Consider the following 17,800-nt stretch of genomic DNA (forward strand, 5'->3'; position numbering starts at 1 on the left):
GAAGGGAGGTTTTAGTGCGTCCGAAGTAAGATCAATGTATTCTGAAAATTCCTTATAAATGTAATATTTTATACCAGAATGATAGTCTAAAATGCCGCCACCACCACGAGAATTTCCGGAAAAATCAAAAGTCATATCCCATTTATTCACAAAGTTGGAATTGTCTTTTACCTGGTCTGTCAGTTTATAGGATTCGGATTCGGGTTTAATTGTAATTTTTTCGATACTTTCTTCATATTTTCCTTCACCAAATGCATTAGATACCATCGGCTTATTGAGATCCTGCTTCCTAATCTCGAGGATAACATTACGATCCAAGATCCCATCGGTGAACAGGTTTGAGAGGTCTTTAAAGCGGATATATGACGACAAGGGAGTGGCCGACATTTGATCCATAAAAGTAAAAAGTGCCAGCGCTTCAAGAATATTTGATTTTCCGGTATTGGGCTCGCCAATAAAAATATTGATTTGGTTGCAATCAATATCCAGTGATTCAATTGATTTAAAATGCTCAATTTTCAAATGGGAAATCATGCCGAGCCCTCAAGTGTGATATTAATGTGATATTGCGATCTGGTTTTATTTAATTGTCGCATTCTCATGTTGCCATAAGTAATTGGGGTTTTCGGATGATTGCGATAGCCCTACGCGCAAAACGCCTCGTCGGGTTTTGCGCTACTCATTACCTGCACGCAACCCGGAAAAAGTCATTGAGCCGCCGCTGGAGCGCCCCCGCGGGGGCGGCGGCAACCCTCGCTCTAGATCATTTCGAAGTTGCCGGTGGTTCGACCCCACTCCCTAGCGATCACTTTGTACCCACGTGACCCCCCTCAACCACATTCCTTCATATTCAGATACATCACTGACGTGAAATTTCCGTATTTTTCCGAAAAATCCGGAGAGGGTTTGGGGGGGTCGCATGGGTACAAACATATTTCCAGCGCCCAGGCCCGTTGGATCACGCGGTCAGAAAACCCTCCGGAAACTTACCATTCACCGACGAAGGATACGGCCGCAGGAGGCACAACCTGCCGGTTCCCGGGCAATGGATCGTCCGGCATGTTGTACCCACGCGACCCCCCCTCACTTCCCCTCCGCACGACCACCAAGGATTTATCCATCCCGTTCATTCTCCTTCTCAGGCACCCTGTGGCCCGTGAAATTTCACCGGCCGGAATAGGATTCTCAGGGGAACTCCAGTACCATGACCCGTTTCCGCCAGAAACCCGGAACAAAGAGCGCAACGCACTTGCTAAAATACCCGTTCCCGGACATCGGGGCATTCTCCGCAGTCGTCCGGGCGCTCCGCAGCAAAAACCCGCTCGGGTGACCTCGTACTTTGCCCGGAAGAGAGTCTTCCAGCCCGTCATGCCAGTGCGCGAGCGGTATACAGCGAAATTCGTCTACCTTGACGTGAACGGGAAACAGGCGGGTACCGGCTCGGAAGTGTACGACTCAGTCGAAGGATACGAGACCGGTGTCGCGTCCATGATCTCGAACCTGGCCAACATCGCCTCCCATAGAGGGAGACTCGTACACCTCAAAGATGCCGATCTCTTCTCTGTTACCCTGAAATGTCATGATGGAGGCGGGGAACTCTATTTCCTCAGTCTCGCCCGTGACCGGATCACAGTCTCGTCCTATACGGACGACGCCATACGGAAACGGGTGGAGATGTGGTCGGACAGCGTGCCGGAATTAGCGTAAGTAATGCAGGAAGGATATGGCAGAGAGACCAGAAGAGGTCCTGCGAGCCGGCATATTGCAGAGAGAGGAAAAAATATGTGGTCAGTCCACAACCGCATGTCCGTTCTTATCCCCGCGCCCGATTCCCTTGTAGATGAACCCAAGCCCGATATACGTATCCGGATCGAGCATATTCCGCCCGTCAACGATCACCGGGTGCCTCTTCCCGGTGAGATTTCTGAGGTACGGTGCATCCAGGTTCTTATACTGGTGATGGCCGGCAAAGATCACGATCGCATCGGCTTCCTTTACGGCATCTTCAATAAAGGGAACAATGGGAACACCGGGATACTCGGCCACATACGGGTCGTGCACCGCCACCTGCGCCCCTTCCGCTATCAGGGCATCTCGGTACGGCTCCGAGGGCGTGTTCCGCGTATCATCGGAGTTCGAGAGAAACGACCACCCGAGAAGGGCAATCTTTGCCCCCTTCGGTTTTCGCCCGGCCCGTTTCAGGGCGTCGAGCGTCAGCCTGAACATGTGGGTGGGCATGAAGTCGTTGATGTGCCGGGCGAGCACGTAGAGGGAGGGCTCTCCCTTAAGGTAATCAAGTGTTCCTCTGCCCAGCACCTGCACGCCCCGCTCGAGGTGGTAGGTGTCCTTGGTCAGGCAATGGCCGCCGACACCGGCGCCAGGCCAAAGCATTGCCCGGGTGATCCCCTCACCCTTGAGACTGTCGATGCCTGTCCTGACATCGTAGACATTGATGCCCATCGCCTCGCAGTAGAGGGCGAGCTCGTTGATCGCGGCGATCTGGAGGTCGCGGAAAGTGTTCTCGGCGGTCTTGGTGACCTCTGCCGCTGTCGCAGTCATCGGGATTACCTTGCCCGTCGTGAGAACAGGCGAGTATAATTCAGATGCCCGCCGGGTACTTGTCTCATCAATACCCCCGACGATCCGGTCGTGCTCCCGGATATTGCGCAGCAGCCGGCCTACCATCACCCGCTCCGGGGCATGGGCAAGTGCGAAGTCCGTGCCGGCCTCGAGCCCCGACTCAGATTCAAGGGCCTCACGGGCAATGCCTGTAGTGGTCCCCGGCGTGATCGTAGATTCGAGCACAACGAGCATGCCCGGGGAGAGGTTCTTTCCCACGTGCCGGATGCCCTCCATGAGCGCCGAGAAGTCCGGGAGCAGGTCTTCCTTGTTCAGGAACGGTGTCTGGATGGAAAGGGTTACAGCATCAAGCTCACGGATCCGTGAAAAATCAGAGGTGCAGGAGAATTTTTTCGCAGCAGTCACTTTCTGCAGGAGTTCTTCGAGGCCCGGTTCCTCGCCTTTCAGCGGGCTCTCGCCCCGGTTGAGCATCGCGATCTTATAGCCTGACGAAGGGGAATCGCGCTGGAAACCGAATACGTTCTCAAATACGGGCGAATCCGCAAACAGTGCCGCTGCCGGGATGCCGACATATCCCATGCCAATGACACCGATCTTCCTGATCGGCCCTCTCTTTTTTAACTCATCTGAAAGCATCTCATTGCTCCGTTATGCAGGTCTGGTCCGTATCCGGTCTGCTGTCCGGTCAGAGACCGGCAAGGATTGTTTCGCAGATCTGCAGGTTACTGATCGCCTGGTCCGGTGTGATCGGGAAGGGGGTGCCCCCGCTCACGCACTCGATGAAGGTTGAAAGTTCGCGTTTCAGGGGTTCCAGTTTGTTCACCATCACCTTCTCGATGATATTCTCCTGCACGTACCGCTCCGCCTCGAACCGGTATTGCCCCGGTTTCCGGTAGATTGTGATCTCCTGGGTCATGAAATCACCCTCGATGGTAAACTCTTCCTCTTCGATGTAGATCATACGGATCTTCTTGGAGGACTTCCTGCTCGCGGACAGGGAGACCGGGATCTTCCCGCACTTCATCAGCACGCTGCAAACGTCATGGCTGCCGGCACTGTGGATATCCGATGGCATGCCACAGAGGCTGATGAGGATGTCGATGTCATGGATCATGAGATCTTCAACCACAGTGCTTCCTGTCACCCGTGCCGAGGCAGGGTTGTGCCTCTTCATCTCGACATAGACCGGTGTGCCCATGATCTTCCTGATCTCGGCTACGATCGGGTTGAACCGCTCGATATGTCCGACGCCGATCGTGATCCCGGGGGGGGCTTCCTGCATAAGCGCCTGCGCTTCCCGTGCCGTCGGGCAGATCGGTTTTTCTATAAGGACAGATCTTTTTGCTGCAAATACCTGGCGGACTACTGCGGCGTGAAAGGGGGTCGGCACGCAGACACTGACTGCATCGGCATGGGCAAGCAGCTCGTCAATCGTAGTGTAGACTTCCGCGCCATGCTGCTGCCCGATCTCTCTGGCTGCCCCGGTATTCAGGTCATAAACCCCGACAGAATCCACGCTCTTCAGCTCGGAATACACGCGGACGTGGTTCTTCCCCATGGTCCCTATGCCGATGATGCCGACATCCATGTTATCGTACCCGGTTGATCGTATCACAGATATAGTCAAGCTCTTTCTGGTCAAGCAGGGGATGGACCGGCAGGCTCATGACGGAAGTTGCGAGGCGGGAGGAGACCGGGCAGGGATCGGGGTCAGGTACAGGTGCATACAGGGGCTGGCGGTGCATGGGAATCGGGTAATGGATCGCGCTCCCGATCCCTTTTGCCTTGAGGTAATCCATGAACTCCGCCCGGTTCATCGGGAACTCTTCCGTGAGGCGGATGACATACTGGTGCCAGACCGGCTGCATCCCGGAGGCAACGACCGGCGTGACAAGCCCGTCCACCGCAAGATTCGCGGAATAATATTCGGCATTTTTCCTGCGGCGCTGGTTGAATTTTTCCAGTTTTTTCAACTGGACAATGCCGATGGCGGCCGCAATATCCGTCATCCGGTAGTTATACCCGAGCCTCGTGTGAAGGTATTTCTCGCTCTGGCCATGGTTGATGATCAGGCGCAGCCGTTCAGCCGAGGCCTTATCACTGGTGGTCACCATCCCGCCTTCGCCGGTGATCATATTCTTGGTCGCATAGAAGGAGAAGCAGCCGAAGTGCCCGAATCCCCCCACTTTCCCACGATTATACAGGGCTCCGTGTGCCTGTGCTGCATCCTCGATCAGTTTCAGGTTGTGTCTCTGGCAGATCTCCTGGACTGCACCGATGTCGAAGGGTTGCCCGAAGAGGTGGACCCCGATGACTGCCCGCGTCCTTGGGGTAACCCGGTCCCCGACCTGTTGGGGATCGATGTTGAACGTATCATCATATACGTCGGCAAATACGGGAGTTGCCCCGCACATGGAAACGGCCGTGGCCGTGGCAATGAATGAGAACGCGGGGACGATCACCTCGTCCCCGTGACGGATACCTGCCGCAAGCAGTGCGGCATGGAGTGCTGCGGTACCATTATTGATGGCCACTGCATAGCTTGTGCCGCAGTACTCGGAAAAACGCCGCTCGAACTCTGCAACCTGTTCACCGGCTGCCAGCATGCCGGACTCAAGTACTGCGGTCACTGCTGCTATCTCTTCCTGGCCAATCACCGGGCGCGCAATAGGTATATGGTCCACAAAATCCTCCGCAAAACCTTGTAACTGCTTGGTAAAAAATGCGTAATGATCCAATAATAGCATTCCTGTCATAAACCTTTGATGCGGAATGCCGCCAGCCGGGCGGACGGGCAAAAGATAGGTAATTAGTGCAGGAAAACCTATACTCGTTACGAACGAGCCGGGGGGAGTAAAAATACAGCATATCATTTCCATCGGGGACTTTGACCGGGACGAGATCGACAGCCTGCTGAACCATGCGGCACAGATCGAGAAGAAGAAGTACGATACGAATGCGCTTGCCGGCAGGATCCTTGCCGTCCTCTTCTTTGAGCCCAGCACGCGGACGCGGATGTCCTTTGAGTCCGCTATGGCCCGGCTCGGCGGTACCTCCCTCTCGGTAGGCAGTGTCGAGGCCTGCTCCATGGCAAAGGGCGAGACTCTCGCGGATACGGTCCGGGTTGTCAGCGGGTACGCCGATGCAATCGTAATCCGGCACCCAAAAGAGGGGGCGGCCCGGCTTGCCGCGGAGTTTTCGACAGTCCCGGTCATCAATGCCGGTGACGGGGCAGGCCAGCACCCGTCCCAGACACTCCTCGACCTTTACACTATCCGCCAGTCGATGCCGGTGGAAGGGATTGAAGTGGCACTTGTCGGCGACCTCCGATACGGCCGGACAGCGCACTCCCTGGCGTCCGCGCTCTCCCTCTACAACGCCCGGCTCCACACCATCTCCCCAAAAGGCCTTGAACTGCCTGCAACACTCGCCGCCCAGCTCAAGGAGAAGGGCATGGAGATTACCGAGCACGACTCCATCGACGAGGTGATCGGTGACGTGGATGTCCTTTATGTCACGAGGATCCAGCGCGAGCGCTTCCCCGATTCCGCCTCGTACTTCAACGTGGCTTCCAGCTACCGGATCACACCGGAACTGCTGGCCGGTGCAAAGAAGCGGCTTATCGTCCTCCACCCCCTCCCCCGCATCGACGAGATCGATCCCCGGGTGGATGAGTCCCCGCACGCAAAATACTTCCAGCAGTCGAGGAACGGGGTACCGGTCCGGATGGCGATGCTGATGCAGGTGATGAAATGAAGACTACCGGATCGCAGGAGAACGAGGGCCTGCTTGTCAGAAGAATCAAGAACGGCACCGTGATCGACCATATTGACGGCGGACAGGCCCTCAACGTGGTCAAGATCCTCGGGATTACGGGTACGACACAGGAAGCGCTCTCCATTGCCACCAATGTCCCGAGCCACGACATGGTGCGCAAGGATATCGTAAAGCTGACGAATCGTGAGCTCTCAAAAGAGGAAGTGGACCGGATCGCCCTGATCTCCCCGCGGGCCACGATCAACATTATCAGGAATTTCAAGGTATTCGAGAAGAAGGGAGTCGAGATCCCGACGCTGATCGAGGGGCTTGTCCGGTGCCCGAATCCCGGCTGCATTTCCAATACCAACGAGCCGATCACGAGCAAATTCGAAGTCCTGCCAAAAGGGCTGCATTGCCGGTACTGCGACTGGGTGATCACACGGGACAATATCACCGGACATATCATCTGATTGGCGTATGAAATTCCTTTTTTAATTCGCATGTTGGGTTGGAAATAATACTTTCACTACACAGTCCGACCAACGTATTACGAGACTGATTGTTCGAATTATATCCTGTGATTTTGCGGGGTTAAATCATCAGTGGCAGCAATGAGGGGGACCCCCTCTCTCCCCCAGAGGGGGAGGCAGCCCAAGGGGAGCACCCCTTGACCCCCCTTATTTAAAAATTCCGGTTAACCGCCTTGCCCGGCGAGGGCCAAACCGAGGCGCCCGAGCGACCCCCGTAGGGGTGGGTACACTCGCAAATTATAGAGCGCTTCTTCGCGGACCTTCGGATCGATTTACAATCTGAACATCGATTAAAAGGAATTATTCAGTGCCTAAAGGAGTTCTACTGATCACAAATTTCAATTCGAAGAATGCCTGTCAGTCGCCAGAATGGATTTCAGTGGAGCATATGCCCGTGGATATCGATCTCGCCCCGGTAGATACGGGTGCTGGAGATCCAGCGGCCGTCTTCGGCAAGGACGCAGCTGATCTGGTGGATGTCAACTTTTCTTCTCCCGGCCCCGCGCCGGATCTTGTTGATCTCGACAGCGGCAGGAAGGGTTTCCTCGGACACTACAATCGCGTCAAAGTCGGATTCGATAGCCGAACCATACCGGTCATTCAGCGGTTCTATGGTCCAGGGCACGTTGTACCCTATTGCAGTGATAGCAGTTTCGAGCTCTGCCTTACGTACTGCAAACGGCCGGATGGGGTGCACTTTCCGGCTTGCGAATGTATCGGTGGTAAGGCCGATCACCACCTGGCCTGCCGGCCCTGCGAGCTCGAACGAGCGGCCCAGCAACTGCCGGTGACCGTCATGCAGGGGATCGAAGGTTCCCCCTACCATAACCTTCATGCTCTTTGATTCTTAATTTCCTATGTTATTATGCGTATGGATGCAGGGGTCTCCGGCGTGGCGTTGTTCCGGGCAGGCAATGCCACAATCATGGGCGATGTCACGATCGGCAAAGATGTGGGGATCTGGTTCGGGGCCGTGATCCGGGCCGACAAGGATCGGATCGTGATCGGCGACCGCTCGAATATCCAGGACAACTGCGTTGTCCATACGAGCAGGGGGTTCCCGACGCTGATCGGGCAGGACGTGTCCGTAGGGCACGGGGCGATCCTTCACGGGTGCCGGATCGATGACCGGGTGCTCGTCGGCATGGGCGCAATCGTGCTCAATGGTGCCCATGTAGGTGCGGGATCCGTGATCGGCGCCGGTGCCGTTGTCAAAGAAGGCATGGTGGTCCCGGAAGGATCCATTGTTGTCGGTATTCCCGGCAAGGTCGTCAAGCCGGCGAGCGATGAGCAGCAGCAGCATATCCTTGAGAATGCAGCCTCATACGTGACGCTCGCGGGAGAGTATGCACGCCATGGGTAACGTTGTGGTCATTGGCGCCGGTGTCGCCGGCATTCAGGCGGCACTGGACATTGCCGGGCACGGCATCCATGTAGACCTGGTCGAGCGGGAGCCCTCAATCGGCGGGCACATGGCCCAACTGGACAAGACGTTCCCGACCAACGACTGCTCGATGTGCATCCTTTCGCCGAAGATGGTGGACGTGGCCCGCGATCCCAATATCACCATTCACACCTGCGCGAATGTCGAAAAGATTGAAGGCCAAGCCGGGAATTTCCATGTCACCGTGAAGGAATCCCCACGGTATATCGATACCACAACGTGTACCGGCTGCGGGGATTGCATCGAGATCTGCCCGGTGGAAGTATACAACCGGTTCGATGCCGGTGTCGGCGTGAGGAAAGCGATTTATAAGCCCCACGCCCAGGCAGTCCCGGATGTGGTAGTGAAAGACCCGGATCACTGCATCGAATGCGGGCTCTGTTACGAGGCTTGCGGGCCGGGCTCGATCCTGCGCAGGGACGAAGATCGCGTCACTGTCATCGAAGCGGCCAGTGTCGTCATCACTACGGGATACTCGGTGTTCGATGCCCGGACCAAGCCGCAGTTCGGGTACCTGGCCCGGCCTGACGTGATCACCAGCCTCGAGCTCGAGCGGATGATCAATGCCAGCGGCCCGACCGGCGGGAAAGTCCTGCGGATCAGCAACGGGAAGAAACCGCATTCGATCCTCTTCATCCAGTGCGTGGGGTCCCGCGACATGACGATCGATCGCCCGTACTGCTCCTGTGTCTGCTGCATGCAGGCGCTGAAGAACGGGATGCTCATTAAGGAGAAGAACTCCGATACGGAGGTGATCATCTGCTACATCGACATCCGTTCCTATGGCAAGGGCTACGAGGAGTATTACGAACGGGCAAAGTCCCTCGGGGTCAGGTTCCTCCGCGGTATGCCCTCGGATGTGCTCGCCGACAGGAACGGCATGATCGTCCAGGTTGAGGATTCGGAAACGTCACAACTCCTCACACTCAGGCCGGAACTGGTCGTGCTCTCCGTGGGGATCGGACCATCGGATGCTGCCGGGAGGCTCGCGGAGATGCTGGCGATCCCCTGCGAGGATACCGGTTTCATCAGGCCCCTCAACGATGCACTTGACACTGCCGGGACTATCCGCCCGGGGATCTATGTTGCCGGGACGGTCACCGCCCCCCGGGACATCCCGGACAGTGTCGCCTCCGGAGGATCGGCAGCGATCCGGGCATATATCGATGCAGTAAGGACGCGATCGGCGTGAAAGGGCAGGACGGATCAGCCACGCTCTGGTGGGACGCCGGGGCCGGATGCCTCTGTTATATCGAACAGACCCTGCTCCCGAACGAGTTCGTGGTTATCGGATGCCGGGACACCGGCCGGCTCGCGACCGCGATCCGGCGCCTCGAAATCCGGGGTGCACCTGCGCTGGGTGTCGCCGGGGCCTATGGTGTCGCCCTTGCTGCAATGACGTCTGCCGCCACGAGCAGGGAACAATTCCTCGACGATGTGCGAACGGGAGCCGAACTCCTCAGGTCCACCCGCCCGACCGCTATTAACCTTGCATGGGGAATCGACCGGGTCCTTGCAGTAGTCGGGAAGACCGAAAATATGGACCAGGCCCGGAAGCTTGCTCTTGATGAGGCCGAAACAATCCGCCGCGAGGATACTGCCTGCTGCCACGCGATCGGGCACTATGGCGCAGAACTCCTGCCAGAGAGCTGCACGGTCCTCACGCATTGCAATGCAGGAGCTCTCGCATGTTCATCGTGGGGCACTGCGCTTGGCGTGATCCGCTCCGCAGTAAAGGCCGGCAAACAGGTCCGGGTCATAGCGTGCGAGACACGCCCGCTCCTCCAGGGGGCACGCCTCACGGCATGGGAACTGGCCCGGGACGGGATCGATGTCACGGTGATCACCGATTCCATGGCCGCCCAGTTCATGAGAAAAGGAGCAATCGATGCGGTAATTGTCGGAGCCGACCGGATCACGTGCGATGCGGTCTTCAACAAAATCGGGACATATATGCACGCCGTCTGTGCGAAGCACCATGGTATCCCGTTCTATGTCGCTGCCCCGCTCTCCACGTTTGACGGGAAGAGCCGGGAGCTGGATGTCGTGATCGAGGAGAGGGGCCGGGAAGAGATCACGACCATGGGGAACCGGATATTTGTCCCGGATGCAGCAGCCGTGAAGAATCCTGCGTTCGATGCCACCCCCATGGATCTGGTCAGCGCCATCATCACGGAAAAGGGTGTTCTGCGGCCCCCGCCCGATATCCCGTCATTATTAACCTGTACGAATACCAAATAATGCTCACACCATAGGACGCTCCATCATGGAACTTGACTTCGGGACCCTGAACAGCCTGCTGTATCTCATCGGAGAACTGACCGTCATCATCATCGTACTTGCAGTGGTCTCCGCATTTATTCTCGTCGTCATCTCGCTCTATTCCATCCGGAAAGGCAGGCTCTATTTCCCCCGGGTCTTAAAAACCGGCCTCGTCCTCCTCGAAGGCCTGATGAAAGCGATGTTCCGGTTCTTCGGCCTCGAGGACAGGGAACTGTTCACATTCCTGATCATGCTCCACAACTCCATGAATACTGCCGAATTCACCCGGATCCCGGTTCCGGAGCGGGCGATCTTCATGCCTCAGTGCCTGCGGTCATCCCAGTGCCCCGCCCACCTGACACCGGAAGGCCTCAGGTGCCAGAACTGCGGGCGGTGCACGGTTGGCGAAGCAAAAGGAATGCTCGAACGGCTCGGGTACAGGATCTTCATTGTGCCGGGATCGTCCTTCATCAAACGGATGGTCAAAAAATACAGGCCGAAGGCGATCATGGGTGTCGGGTGCCTTGCTGAGGTGAAAGAGGGCATTGACATGGCCGACAAGTTGGGACTTGTCGTGATGGGGGTCGTGACCCTGAAAGAAGGCTGCGTTGAGACCGTGGTCAACTGGGCGGATATTTACGAAGTGGCTGTCCTCGGGATCGATCCTGCCTCAATTCCCGAGGACCTTCATATTCTTGCCAACTAGGTTCCCGCTCCTGATATGCCCGTGAACAATAATCGTGTCCCCGCTCGTGACATCCCCGACAGTAACGCCGGGGCGGAGGATGACCTTCCCGCCGGCACGGATCGAATGGACGCTCGCATGGTCGAGGATGGTAACATCTCCGTGGGCAACGATCGGGCCCTTGACCCTGCACTGGCTGCCGATCACTGCCCCCCAGCAGCTGATATCGAGGGCCACACTGGAGCGGGGGCCGAGCTCGAGGTTGCCGGTGACGGTAAGCCTGCCCCAGAAATGCGTCCGGGATGGAACCACAAAGTCACCGTCGACTTTGACGTTCCCTTCAAAATACGAGCCCTTCTGGGCATAATACGTATTCCCTTTCTGGATGAGCGTGGGCATTGGTCTCTGATGGTAACTGTTGGCGATAGCGATGATAAACCTGTTGCTCTGACGAACCGGCCCGGAATCGGGGATCGACCTTCAGGCAGGGCTTTCAGGTAAGGAACACGGCAGAAACGGTGAAGACGATAAGGGAGGCGAACATGCCGTATTTCAGGAGGCCGGAGGCACCGGATTTCCGGATGCAGGCTGGGATATCACAGGACAGGGCCCGGTATGCGGCAACCAGGATGATAAGATCAACTATGCCAATCATCACAAGGTACGGGGCACCCCACCACCAGAATGGGATGATACTGGCAGCTGCGGAAAGTGCCGCAAATGCAAACGCACAGTACGCGGTCTTCCTGACGCCGATCCATATCGGGAGTGTTGACGCCCCACCCGAGGCATCGCCGTCCACATCCTCTGCGTCCTTCAGGAGCTCACGGGCCATGGTGGCAAGGAAGGTGATCGCCGCAAGGGGGAGCAGGTGGACGAGCCCGGCATACCCGGCAAATGCCCCGCCGAAAAGAAACATGCTGCCGGACAGGTAGGCCACGGCGATATTCCCGACCAGGGGCATACCTTTCAGGCGGGCGGCATAGAGCACGAGCAGCAGGGAGTTGAAGACTGCAAACCCGATGCAGATCGGAGTTGTGTATATGCTGAGGGCGATCCCGGCAAGGAAGAGGAAGGCTGCATACAATAATGCTGCCTGGCGGGTGATCCGGCCTGACGGGATCGGGCGCTCCGGGCAGTTGACCGCATCGATATCTGCGTCAAAATAATCGTTGATGACATTTCCTGCCGCCGTGATGGAGGTGACGATCACGAGCAGGAGGATAACTTCCGGAACGAGCGTTCCGGTGGCAACAAGATACGCGATAACGGCTGCAATACCGGCAACAACCGCATTGACGGGACGTGTGATCCGGAAAAAACCTGCAGCGGTCATGTGAATTACACTCTGATCATCCGGCACATAAAATGCGCGAAAAGTGCGTTTGAACGGGCGAGGGGGGATTTGAACCCCCGGCATTCAGCTTAGGAGGCTGACGCTATGTCCGGGCTAAGCCACTCGCCCTGCCCATATCCATTGCGGGGGAATATGTATAAGTTTTGCGCGGTGGAACATCTCTGGCACCATGGATCTCATCGAGACACGGGAAGGAACGACATCGTTCCTCGTCCCTGTCCAGGATGACAGGGCCCAGTTCCCGCCGGGATCCGCCCCCATCTTCTTCAACCGCAGGATGCACCTGAACCGGGACATCACAATCCTCCTCCTCCCGCTCCTCGAACCGTCCGATTACCTTGATGCAATGGGTGCAACCGGTATCCGTGGCCTCCGGGTAGCCAACGAGTGCGGGATACCCGTAACGATCAGCGATCGCGATCCGGTGGCAATCGAGCTGATCACCCGCAATGTGGAAAGATCGGGATTACCGGTCACCGTTGTCCAGCGGGATGTGAACGCACTCCTGTCGGAACAGTCCTTCGATGCAGTCGACCTGGACCCGTTCGGGACACCGGCGCCGTTCATCGATGCGGGCGTAAAGGGGACACGCCGGTTCCTGTTCGTCACAGCAACGGATACGGCACCACTCTGCGGTGCTCACCTCAAGGCCGGGATCAGGCGGTACAACGCGTTCCCGATGAATACCGAGTACCACAGCGAGGTCGGTCTCCGCATCCTGCTCGGGTTCGTAGTCCGGGCCACTGCACGCTATGACCGGGGAGTCGAACCGGTCTTCTGCTATGCCCGCGAGCATTTCTTCCGGCTCCACACCCGTCTCCTGCGCGGGACCACGGCGGCAGATGACTCTCTTGCCCGGCTCGGGTTCGTCCACCAGTGCCGGAAATGCCCGTACCGCGAGGAGGAGCGCTCAATGTTCCCGTCCACCCTCACCTGCCCGCACTGCGGGGAGAGACTCCAGCCCATCGGGCCCCTCTGGCTTGGCCAACTCCATAGCGGGAATATACTGGCCAATCTGCAGCAGCGGTTGACGACCACAGAACCGGGATCAGCAAAAGAGATCACGAAACTGCTGGACCTCTGCGGCGGGGAACTGCCCACCTCGAGCCATTACGATTATCACGTGCTCGCAAAACGGCTGGGCTGTTCACCCCCCAACATCGCTGTGGTACTCAACCGGATCTGTGAGGCAGGGTACCCTGCGACCCGCACCCATTTCTCGGGCTATGGGATCAAGACCGAAGCGCCGCTGCCGGTCATTCTCGATGCAATCGGCACCCGATCATAGGTCAGGTATTCGTTATTCCACAAGGAGGCTGAGGCTCGCCTTTATTCACCCGGTTCCTGTACGATCCCGGGGGAATCCTGATCTTTGTGATTAGGATTGGCGCATGCAATACAGTTAAAAAAACATTGAAAAAAGTGTCCGGGCCTAATGCTCGACGATGATCGTGAGCAGGTCGCCGTCAATGAGTTTGTGGGTCAACCCAACCCTTTGGCCAGGGTGCTTGACTGACTTTCCCCAGATCCTTGCGTACCGGAATTTTTGCACGAACTCCCGGTGGAGCTTATTGCAAACGTCTTCAACCGTGCTCTTCCTCCGGACGATCAGCGGCTCTTCGAGGTCAGCCTCTTCACCAACGGGTTTTAAGTAGACCCGCATGAACCCGAGGCTGTCGTAGATCGCATCCTTGAGTTCCTCGGTGTGATAGCCCGCTGCTGCTGAGATCATGATCGGCTGGCTGCCGAACCGGTCGGCAATATCGTGCTCGATCTCAAGATACCGTTCCTTATCCACGAGGTCCACCTTGTTGACCGCGATGAAGGCGGGGATATAGACGCGGTTGCCCTGCACTGCATCGATCAGATCGTCCTGCGTAGCGTTCCCGCGGATCAGGATTTCGGCATTCATCATCTTGCTCTCGGCAAGGATGGACCGGACTTCCTCGATATCGAGATCGAGGGTACCAACGGCGTTGAGCCGTATGCCACCCACCGAGGATTTCTTGAGGGTGATATCCGGCTTGGGGACGTTGATCCGGATCCCGGCATCATGGAGTTCCTTGAGGAGCACATCAAAATGTCGCTCGTTGAAGACATCCACGAGAATAATAATGATATCAGCACCCCGGACGACCGCGATGACTTCCTTGCCCCGGCCCTTGCCCATCGCTGCGCCGGCAATGAGCCCCGGGATATCGAGAATCTGGATCCTCGCTCCCTTGTGCTCGAGTGCACCGGGGACTACCGTGAGGGTGGTGAACGCGTATGCGGCGACCGCGCTCGCGGTGCCGGTGAGTTTGTTGAGGAGCGTACTTTTACCGGTTGAAGGGAACCCGACGAGGACTGCGGTTGCGTCGCCGGACTTCTTGACCTGGTAACCTTCACCGCCCCCGCCGGCTTTCATCGCGCGGTTGACTGCTTCGTCGCGGAGCCGGGCTATCTTTGCCTTGATTCTGCCGATATGCTTTGACGTAGCCTTGTTATACGGGGTTTTGACGAGCTCGTCTTCGAGCTCCTTGATCTGTTCTTCAAGACTACTCATTCCTATATTACTCGCAGCACGTCCGAGATATAGTTGTTTATAACGACGGGCAACTTCGGAAGAGAGCACCGGTGATCACCGGGATGCTTCCAGCACTTCCGGAGCAGTACCAGGATCCGGAAGACATGGATATCCGGGAGGAATCCGAAGGATCCCACCCCATTAAAGACTACTCAGGGAGTTACCGGTCCGCACACACCGGAGAAACCTTATTGCCGACCGGCGACAAAAGACGAGAAGACAAAGACATGCTGTTCACACCCGGACCGTAGATTGTTGTGCACGGAACACGGGGACCGCACACCCGTCCGGCCCAGATGGTAACTGTCCTGACAAAATGGAATACAGGAGACCGGAAACCATGCAGACATACCTCCAGATCATTGCCGCGTTATGGATCGTCTTCATGGTCTTCCTCTTCCTCCCGACATTCCGCAAAGAGCTCCCGGCAGAACGGAAATCGTCCCTGTATATCCGGCACTCATTCATTGTCGCACTCCTCGCCGTGGCCCTCGTTATTCTCATAGCCGGGTTTGAACCCGACGTGCTGGCCATCCGTGTGGTCCCGGATTCGTCTCTCGCCGGCATTATCGGGATCATCCTCACCATTGCCGGGCTCGGGTTTTCTGCATGGGCACGGCATCACCTCGGCAAATACTGGAGCAGCATGGTCATGATAAAGGCCGGCCACCGGCTCATCATCACAGGCCCGTACCGGGTCGTGCGGAACCCGATGTACACCGGGATTCTCATAGCGTTTGCTGGAGCCGCAATCGCCATCGGTGAGCTGCCCGCGTTCGTCGCCCTTGTTATCGGTATCGCCTCGATCGGGGTCAAGATACATGCCGAGGAGGAGATCCTCCTCGAAAAATTCGGCCGGGAATACCTGCAGTACAAACGGGATGTGAGGGCTGCGATTATTCCCTGGGTTGTGTGAACAACAGCACACTCACCATGAAAGAGATGTTCTTGCAGGAAGCAAAGGTAATCTCCGGGCTCTTCGGGAGTCCTCGCTGATCCCGTGTAAGCGTTCTTTGCGGAAATATCCCCTGAAGACCAGCCCTCTCGGACTGGATGGAATGCTCCCGTAAAAAACTATAAGTAAACTCATCACCCATTTTATTGAGCAACTCTGCTGCTATAGTGTAGTCCGGCCAATCATGCGAGCCTCTCACGCTCGCGACTGGGGTTCGAATCCCCATAGCAGCATCCTGTTTTCAGACCAGAATCTCTCAACAACCGGAAAACGGCAACAGGTTTAACCATATCAGCAATGACCTCGCCGGTGCAATGAGAAAAGGAATTGATCCAGCACCTACCAGCCGAGACCGGGCATTCCACTGCCAGAAACCGGAGTATGCGGATCATTCTATTGACGATGCTGTGACTAGGAACCAACTCACTCGAGAAGATGCTCAGCTGATCAGGGCATTCATCGTGGAGTTGAAAGCTACACGGGGAATCAGCACCGGTAGGGCAAACAAGATCATCTTTACCCTCGTGAGCTGGCGACGCTTCCTCGGACCCTTTCGGACGAATACCCTTACCGATCTCTATAATGGGATCAACAATTTAAGAATCGTGAAGATAAACGGCCGGCCCTACAAAACAAATACTCAGAGAGATTTTCTCAACTTCATAAAACGATTTTACCGGTGGTTAATCATGCATCAGTATTCTGCTATTCCGAAAGAAGCTGTATCGCAGATATTGGTGCCCCGGACTGACAAAATGACAAAAACTGCCGAGATGATGTTGGACGAAGATGAAGTCCGGGCGATGATCAATGCGTGCATGAGCTCCCGGGACAGGGCGCTGATCGCGACGTTGTATGAGGGGGGATTTCGGATCGAGGAAATTGGAACGCTTACGTGGTCCCAGGTAAAAATCGATGATTATGGAATAATCATTAACGTCGACAAAAAAACGGAACGACCAAGGTACGTCCGCCTCGTCGCTGCGACGCCGTATTTTATCCAATGGCGAAATGATTACCCGTACGCTATTGCATCCGACGGTCTGGTCTTTACATCACGGAAAAACCTCCCACTTCGGTACGAAGGAATCGCATTGCAGCTGAAAAAGATCGCAGCGCGCGCCGGTCTTAAGAAAAGAATCACGCCGCATTTGTTCAGACATTCGAGAATCACGACCATGGTGCAGCAGGGATATAACGAGACGATTATCAAAAAAGTGATGTGGGGAAATCTCCACACGGGGATGTTCGAAACGTACTGTCATCTCTCGGATACTGACGTTGATAATGAGATTCTTGCAAAACAAGGGATCAAACGGAAAGATGAGAAGAAGCAACGTGCTATGGAGCCCCGGCAGTGCCCCTACTGCTCGTCAGTCAATGCCCCAACTGACCAGTTCTGCTCGGTATGTTTCAAACCCCTGACGGAAGAGATGGACCTGTCGCTGGAACAGATCATGCTGAAAATAGAGAAGACACCGGAATTTGCAAAAATTATAGAGATGGTCCGGAGAACTACCTCAATCCCGGGGTAGATTTCTTTTTCTCAAGATATTTTTCTAAGATTTTAGACAGATCTGGGAGTTCCTTTTGACTTTTTTCTACGTCCCATCCGAGGTTTGTTGAAATCTCGTTTGCGGTCGTCTTTAGCTGTGTTTTCAA

The 17,800-nt window shown here is 56.2% G+C and carries 19 protein-coding genes and 2 tRNA genes; 12 read left to right on the top strand and 9 right to left on the bottom strand.

Annotated elements, in window-relative coordinates:
- A partial coding sequence (locus WBL42_RS03620) for an AAA family ATPase (protein ID WP_424719903.1) occupies positions 1-522 on the bottom strand: 522 nt, incomplete at its 3' end.
- A 682-nt stretch (positions 523-1,204) separates the two neighbouring features.
- On the opposite strand from WBL42_RS03620, the gene WBL42_RS03625 reads away from it, so the two are divergent.
- Both WBL42_RS03625 and WBL42_RS03630 read left to right on the top strand, forming a co-directional pair.
- Positions 1,205-1,330, top strand: a complete 126-nt coding sequence (locus WBL42_RS03625) for a hypothetical protein (protein ID WP_424719904.1) — start codon at positions 1,205-1,207, stop codon at positions 1,328-1,330.
- Positions 1,331-1,368: 38 nt separating this feature from the next.
- On the top strand, positions 1,369-1,707 hold the full coding sequence (locus WBL42_RS03630; RefSeq protein ID WP_424719905.1) for a hypothetical protein: 339 nt from the start codon (positions 1,369-1,371) through the stop codon (positions 1,705-1,707).
- Positions 1,708-1,788: 81 nt separating this feature from the next.
- Here WBL42_RS03630 and WBL42_RS03635 read toward each other — a convergent pair whose 3' ends face one another.
- Genes WBL42_RS03635 through WBL42_RS03645 form a run of 3 tightly spaced genes read right to left on the bottom strand, consistent with a single transcriptional unit; the run spans position 1,789 to position 5,264 of the window.
- Positions 1,789-3,216 (bottom strand): nucleotide sugar dehydrogenase, encoded by a 1,428-nt coding sequence (locus WBL42_RS03635; protein WP_424719906.1) that lies wholly within the window; start codon positions 3,214-3,216, stop codon positions 1,789-1,791.
- Positions 3,217-3,265: 49 nt separating this feature from the next.
- Positions 3,266-4,168 carry a Gfo/Idh/MocA family oxidoreductase gene (locus WBL42_RS03640; protein WP_424719907.1) on the bottom strand — a complete coding sequence of 301 codons (903 nt, stop codon included), beginning with the start codon at positions 4,166-4,168 and terminating at the stop codon, positions 3,266-3,268.
- Position 4,169: 1 nt separating this feature from the next.
- Positions 4,170-5,264 (bottom strand): DegT/DnrJ/EryC1/StrS family aminotransferase, encoded by a 1,095-nt coding sequence (locus WBL42_RS03645; protein ID WP_424719908.1) that lies wholly within the window; start codon positions 5,262-5,264, stop codon positions 4,170-4,172.
- A gap of 175 nt (positions 5,265-5,439) precedes the next feature.
- Here WBL42_RS03645 and pyrB point away from each other — a divergent pair, with 175 nt between their 5' ends.
- Positions 5,440-6,336: an aspartate carbamoyltransferase gene (gene pyrB / locus WBL42_RS03650; protein WP_424719921.1), complete on the top strand. Its 897-nt coding sequence runs from the start codon at positions 5,440-5,442 to the stop codon at positions 6,334-6,336.
- Positions 6,333-6,809 (top strand): aspartate carbamoyltransferase regulatory subunit, encoded by a 477-nt coding sequence (pyrI, locus tag WBL42_RS03655; protein WP_424719909.1) that lies wholly within the window; start codon positions 6,333-6,335, stop codon positions 6,807-6,809. The genes pyrB and pyrI overlap by 4 nt, the downstream gene beginning before the upstream one ends.
- 436 nt (positions 6,810-7,245) lie before the next feature.
- Here the strand turns inward: pyrI and WBL42_RS03660 are convergent, their stop codons facing one another.
- Positions 7,246-7,704 carry a phosphopantetheine adenylyltransferase gene (locus WBL42_RS03660; protein WP_424719910.1) on the bottom strand — a complete coding sequence of 153 codons (459 nt, stop codon included), beginning with the start codon at positions 7,702-7,704 and terminating at the stop codon, positions 7,246-7,248.
- 30 nt (positions 7,705-7,734) lie between these two features.
- Between WBL42_RS03660 and WBL42_RS03665 the strand changes: the two genes are divergently transcribed.
- The 4 genes from WBL42_RS03665 to WBL42_RS03680 are packed head-to-tail and all read left to right on the top strand — an operon-like array spanning position 7,735 to position 11,281.
- On the top strand, positions 7,735-8,232 hold the full coding sequence (locus WBL42_RS03665; protein WP_424719911.1) for a gamma carbonic anhydrase family protein: 498 nt from the start codon (positions 7,735-7,737) through the stop codon (positions 8,230-8,232).
- Positions 8,225-9,505: an FAD-dependent oxidoreductase gene (locus tag WBL42_RS03670; protein ID WP_424719912.1), complete on the top strand. Its 1,281-nt coding sequence runs from the start codon at positions 8,225-8,227 to the stop codon at positions 9,503-9,505. The genes WBL42_RS03665 and WBL42_RS03670 overlap by 8 nt, the downstream gene beginning before the upstream one ends.
- The gene (gene mtnA, locus WBL42_RS03675) at positions 9,502-10,554 is read left to right on the top strand and encodes an S-methyl-5-thioribose-1-phosphate isomerase (RefSeq protein WP_424719913.1); all 1,053 of its coding nucleotides are present in this window, start codon (positions 9,502-9,504) and stop codon (positions 10,552-10,554) included. The genes WBL42_RS03670 and mtnA overlap by 4 nt, the downstream gene beginning before the upstream one ends.
- 25 nt (positions 10,555-10,579) lie before the next feature.
- Positions 10,580-11,281 carry a DUF116 domain-containing protein gene (locus WBL42_RS03680; RefSeq protein ID WP_424719914.1) on the top strand — a complete coding sequence of 234 codons (702 nt, stop codon included), beginning with the start codon at positions 10,580-10,582 and terminating at the stop codon, positions 11,279-11,281.
- On the opposite strand, the gene WBL42_RS03685 is transcribed toward WBL42_RS03680, so the two are convergent.
- The 3 genes from WBL42_RS03685 to WBL42_RS03695 all read right to left on the bottom strand — a co-directional run bounded on the left by WBL42_RS03685 (position 11,246) and on the right by WBL42_RS03695 (position 12,725).
- Entirely contained in the window at positions 11,246-11,659 is a 414-nt protein-coding gene (locus WBL42_RS03685; RefSeq protein ID WP_424719915.1) for a polymer-forming cytoskeletal protein, read from the bottom strand. The two genes, WBL42_RS03680 and WBL42_RS03685, sit on opposite strands and share 36 nt — an antisense overlap.
- Before the next feature lie 94 nt (positions 11,660-11,753).
- Positions 11,754-12,596 (bottom strand): geranylgeranylglycerol-phosphate geranylgeranyltransferase, encoded by an 843-nt coding sequence (locus WBL42_RS03690; RefSeq protein ID WP_424719916.1) that lies wholly within the window; start codon positions 12,594-12,596, stop codon positions 11,754-11,756.
- Between the two features lie 54 nt (positions 12,597-12,650).
- Positions 12,651-12,725, bottom strand: a tRNA-Arg gene (locus WBL42_RS03695).
- A gap of 61 nt (positions 12,726-12,786) precedes the next feature.
- Between WBL42_RS03695 and WBL42_RS03700 the strand changes: the two genes are divergently transcribed.
- On the top strand, positions 12,787-13,905 hold the full coding sequence (locus WBL42_RS03700) for a tRNA (guanine(10)-N(2))-dimethyltransferase (protein ID WP_424719917.1): 1,119 nt from the start codon (positions 12,787-12,789) through the stop codon (positions 13,903-13,905).
- A 144-nt stretch (positions 13,906-14,049) separates the two neighbouring features.
- On the opposite strand, the gene WBL42_RS03705 is transcribed toward WBL42_RS03700, so the two are convergent.
- Positions 14,050-15,162 carry an OBG GTPase family GTP-binding protein gene (locus WBL42_RS03705; RefSeq protein ID WP_424719918.1) on the bottom strand — a complete coding sequence of 371 codons (1,113 nt, stop codon included), beginning with the start codon at positions 15,160-15,162 and terminating at the stop codon, positions 14,050-14,052.
- Positions 15,163-15,523: 361 nt separating this feature from the next.
- Between WBL42_RS03705 and WBL42_RS03710 the strand changes: the two genes are divergently transcribed.
- The 3 genes from WBL42_RS03710 to WBL42_RS03720 all read left to right on the top strand — a co-directional run bounded on the left by WBL42_RS03710 (position 15,524) and on the right by WBL42_RS03720 (position 17,673).
- Positions 15,524-16,099, top strand: a complete 576-nt coding sequence (locus WBL42_RS03710; protein ID WP_424719919.1) for a methyltransferase family protein — start codon at positions 15,524-15,526, stop codon at positions 16,097-16,099.
- Between the two features lie 197 nt (positions 16,100-16,296).
- Positions 16,297-16,371 (top strand) — tRNA-Glu (locus tag WBL42_RS03715).
- A 522-nt stretch (positions 16,372-16,893) separates the two neighbouring features.
- Positions 16,894-17,673: a tyrosine-type recombinase/integrase gene (locus WBL42_RS03720; protein ID WP_424719920.1), complete on the top strand. Its 780-nt coding sequence runs from the start codon at positions 16,894-16,896 to the stop codon at positions 17,671-17,673.
- The last annotated feature ends 127 nt before the right edge of the window (positions 17,674-17,800 follow it).

Origin of the sequence: Methanoregula sp. (assembly GCF_049686655.1) — an archaeon.
In the GTDB taxonomy this organism is placed as follows: domain Archaea; phylum Halobacteriota; class Methanomicrobia; order Methanomicrobiales; family Methanospirillaceae; genus Methanoregula.

Coding starts and splice junctions, on each gene's coding strand:
- WBL42_RS03625 (WP_424719904.1), top strand. CDS start 1,205: ATGACCCGTTTCCGCCAGAAACCCGGAACAAAGAGCGCAACGCACTTG.
- WBL42_RS03630 (WP_424719905.1), top strand. CDS start 1,369: ATGCCAGTGCGCGAGCGGTATACAGCGAAATTCGTCTACCTTGACGTG.
- WBL42_RS03635 (WP_424719906.1), bottom strand. CDS start 3,216: ATGCTTTCAGATGAGTTAAAAAAGAGAGGGCCGATCAGGAAGATCGGT.
- WBL42_RS03640 (WP_424719907.1), bottom strand. CDS start 4,168: ATGGATGTCGGCATCATCGGCATAGGGACCATGGGGAAGAACCACGTC.
- pyrI (WP_424719909.1), top strand. CDS start 6,333: ATGAAGACTACCGGATCGCAGGAGAACGAGGGCCTGCTTGTCAGAAGA.
- WBL42_RS03660 (WP_424719910.1), bottom strand. CDS start 7,704: ATGAAGGTTATGGTAGGGGGAACCTTCGATCCCCTGCATGACGGTCAC.
- WBL42_RS03665 (WP_424719911.1), top strand. CDS start 7,735: ATGCGTATGGATGCAGGGGTCTCCGGCGTGGCGTTGTTCCGGGCAGGC.
- WBL42_RS03670 (WP_424719912.1), top strand. CDS start 8,225: ATGGGTAACGTTGTGGTCATTGGCGCCGGTGTCGCCGGCATTCAGGCG.
- WBL42_RS03680 (WP_424719914.1), top strand. CDS start 10,580: ATGGAACTTGACTTCGGGACCCTGAACAGCCTGCTGTATCTCATCGGA.
- WBL42_RS03685 (WP_424719915.1), bottom strand. CDS start 11,659: ATGCCCACGCTCATCCAGAAAGGGAATACGTATTATGCCCAGAAGGGC.
- WBL42_RS03690 (WP_424719916.1), bottom strand. CDS start 12,596: ATGACCGCTGCAGGTTTTTTCCGGATCACACGTCCCGTCAATGCGGTT.
- WBL42_RS03700 (WP_424719917.1), top strand. CDS start 12,787: ATGGATCTCATCGAGACACGGGAAGGAACGACATCGTTCCTCGTCCCT.
- WBL42_RS03705 (WP_424719918.1), bottom strand. CDS start 15,162: ATGAGTAGTCTTGAAGAACAGATCAAGGAGCTCGAAGACGAGCTCGTC.
- WBL42_RS03710 (WP_424719919.1), top strand. CDS start 15,524: ATGCAGACATACCTCCAGATCATTGCCGCGTTATGGATCGTCTTCATG.
- WBL42_RS03720 (WP_424719920.1), top strand. CDS start 16,894: ATGACAAAAACTGCCGAGATGATGTTGGACGAAGATGAAGTCCGGGCG.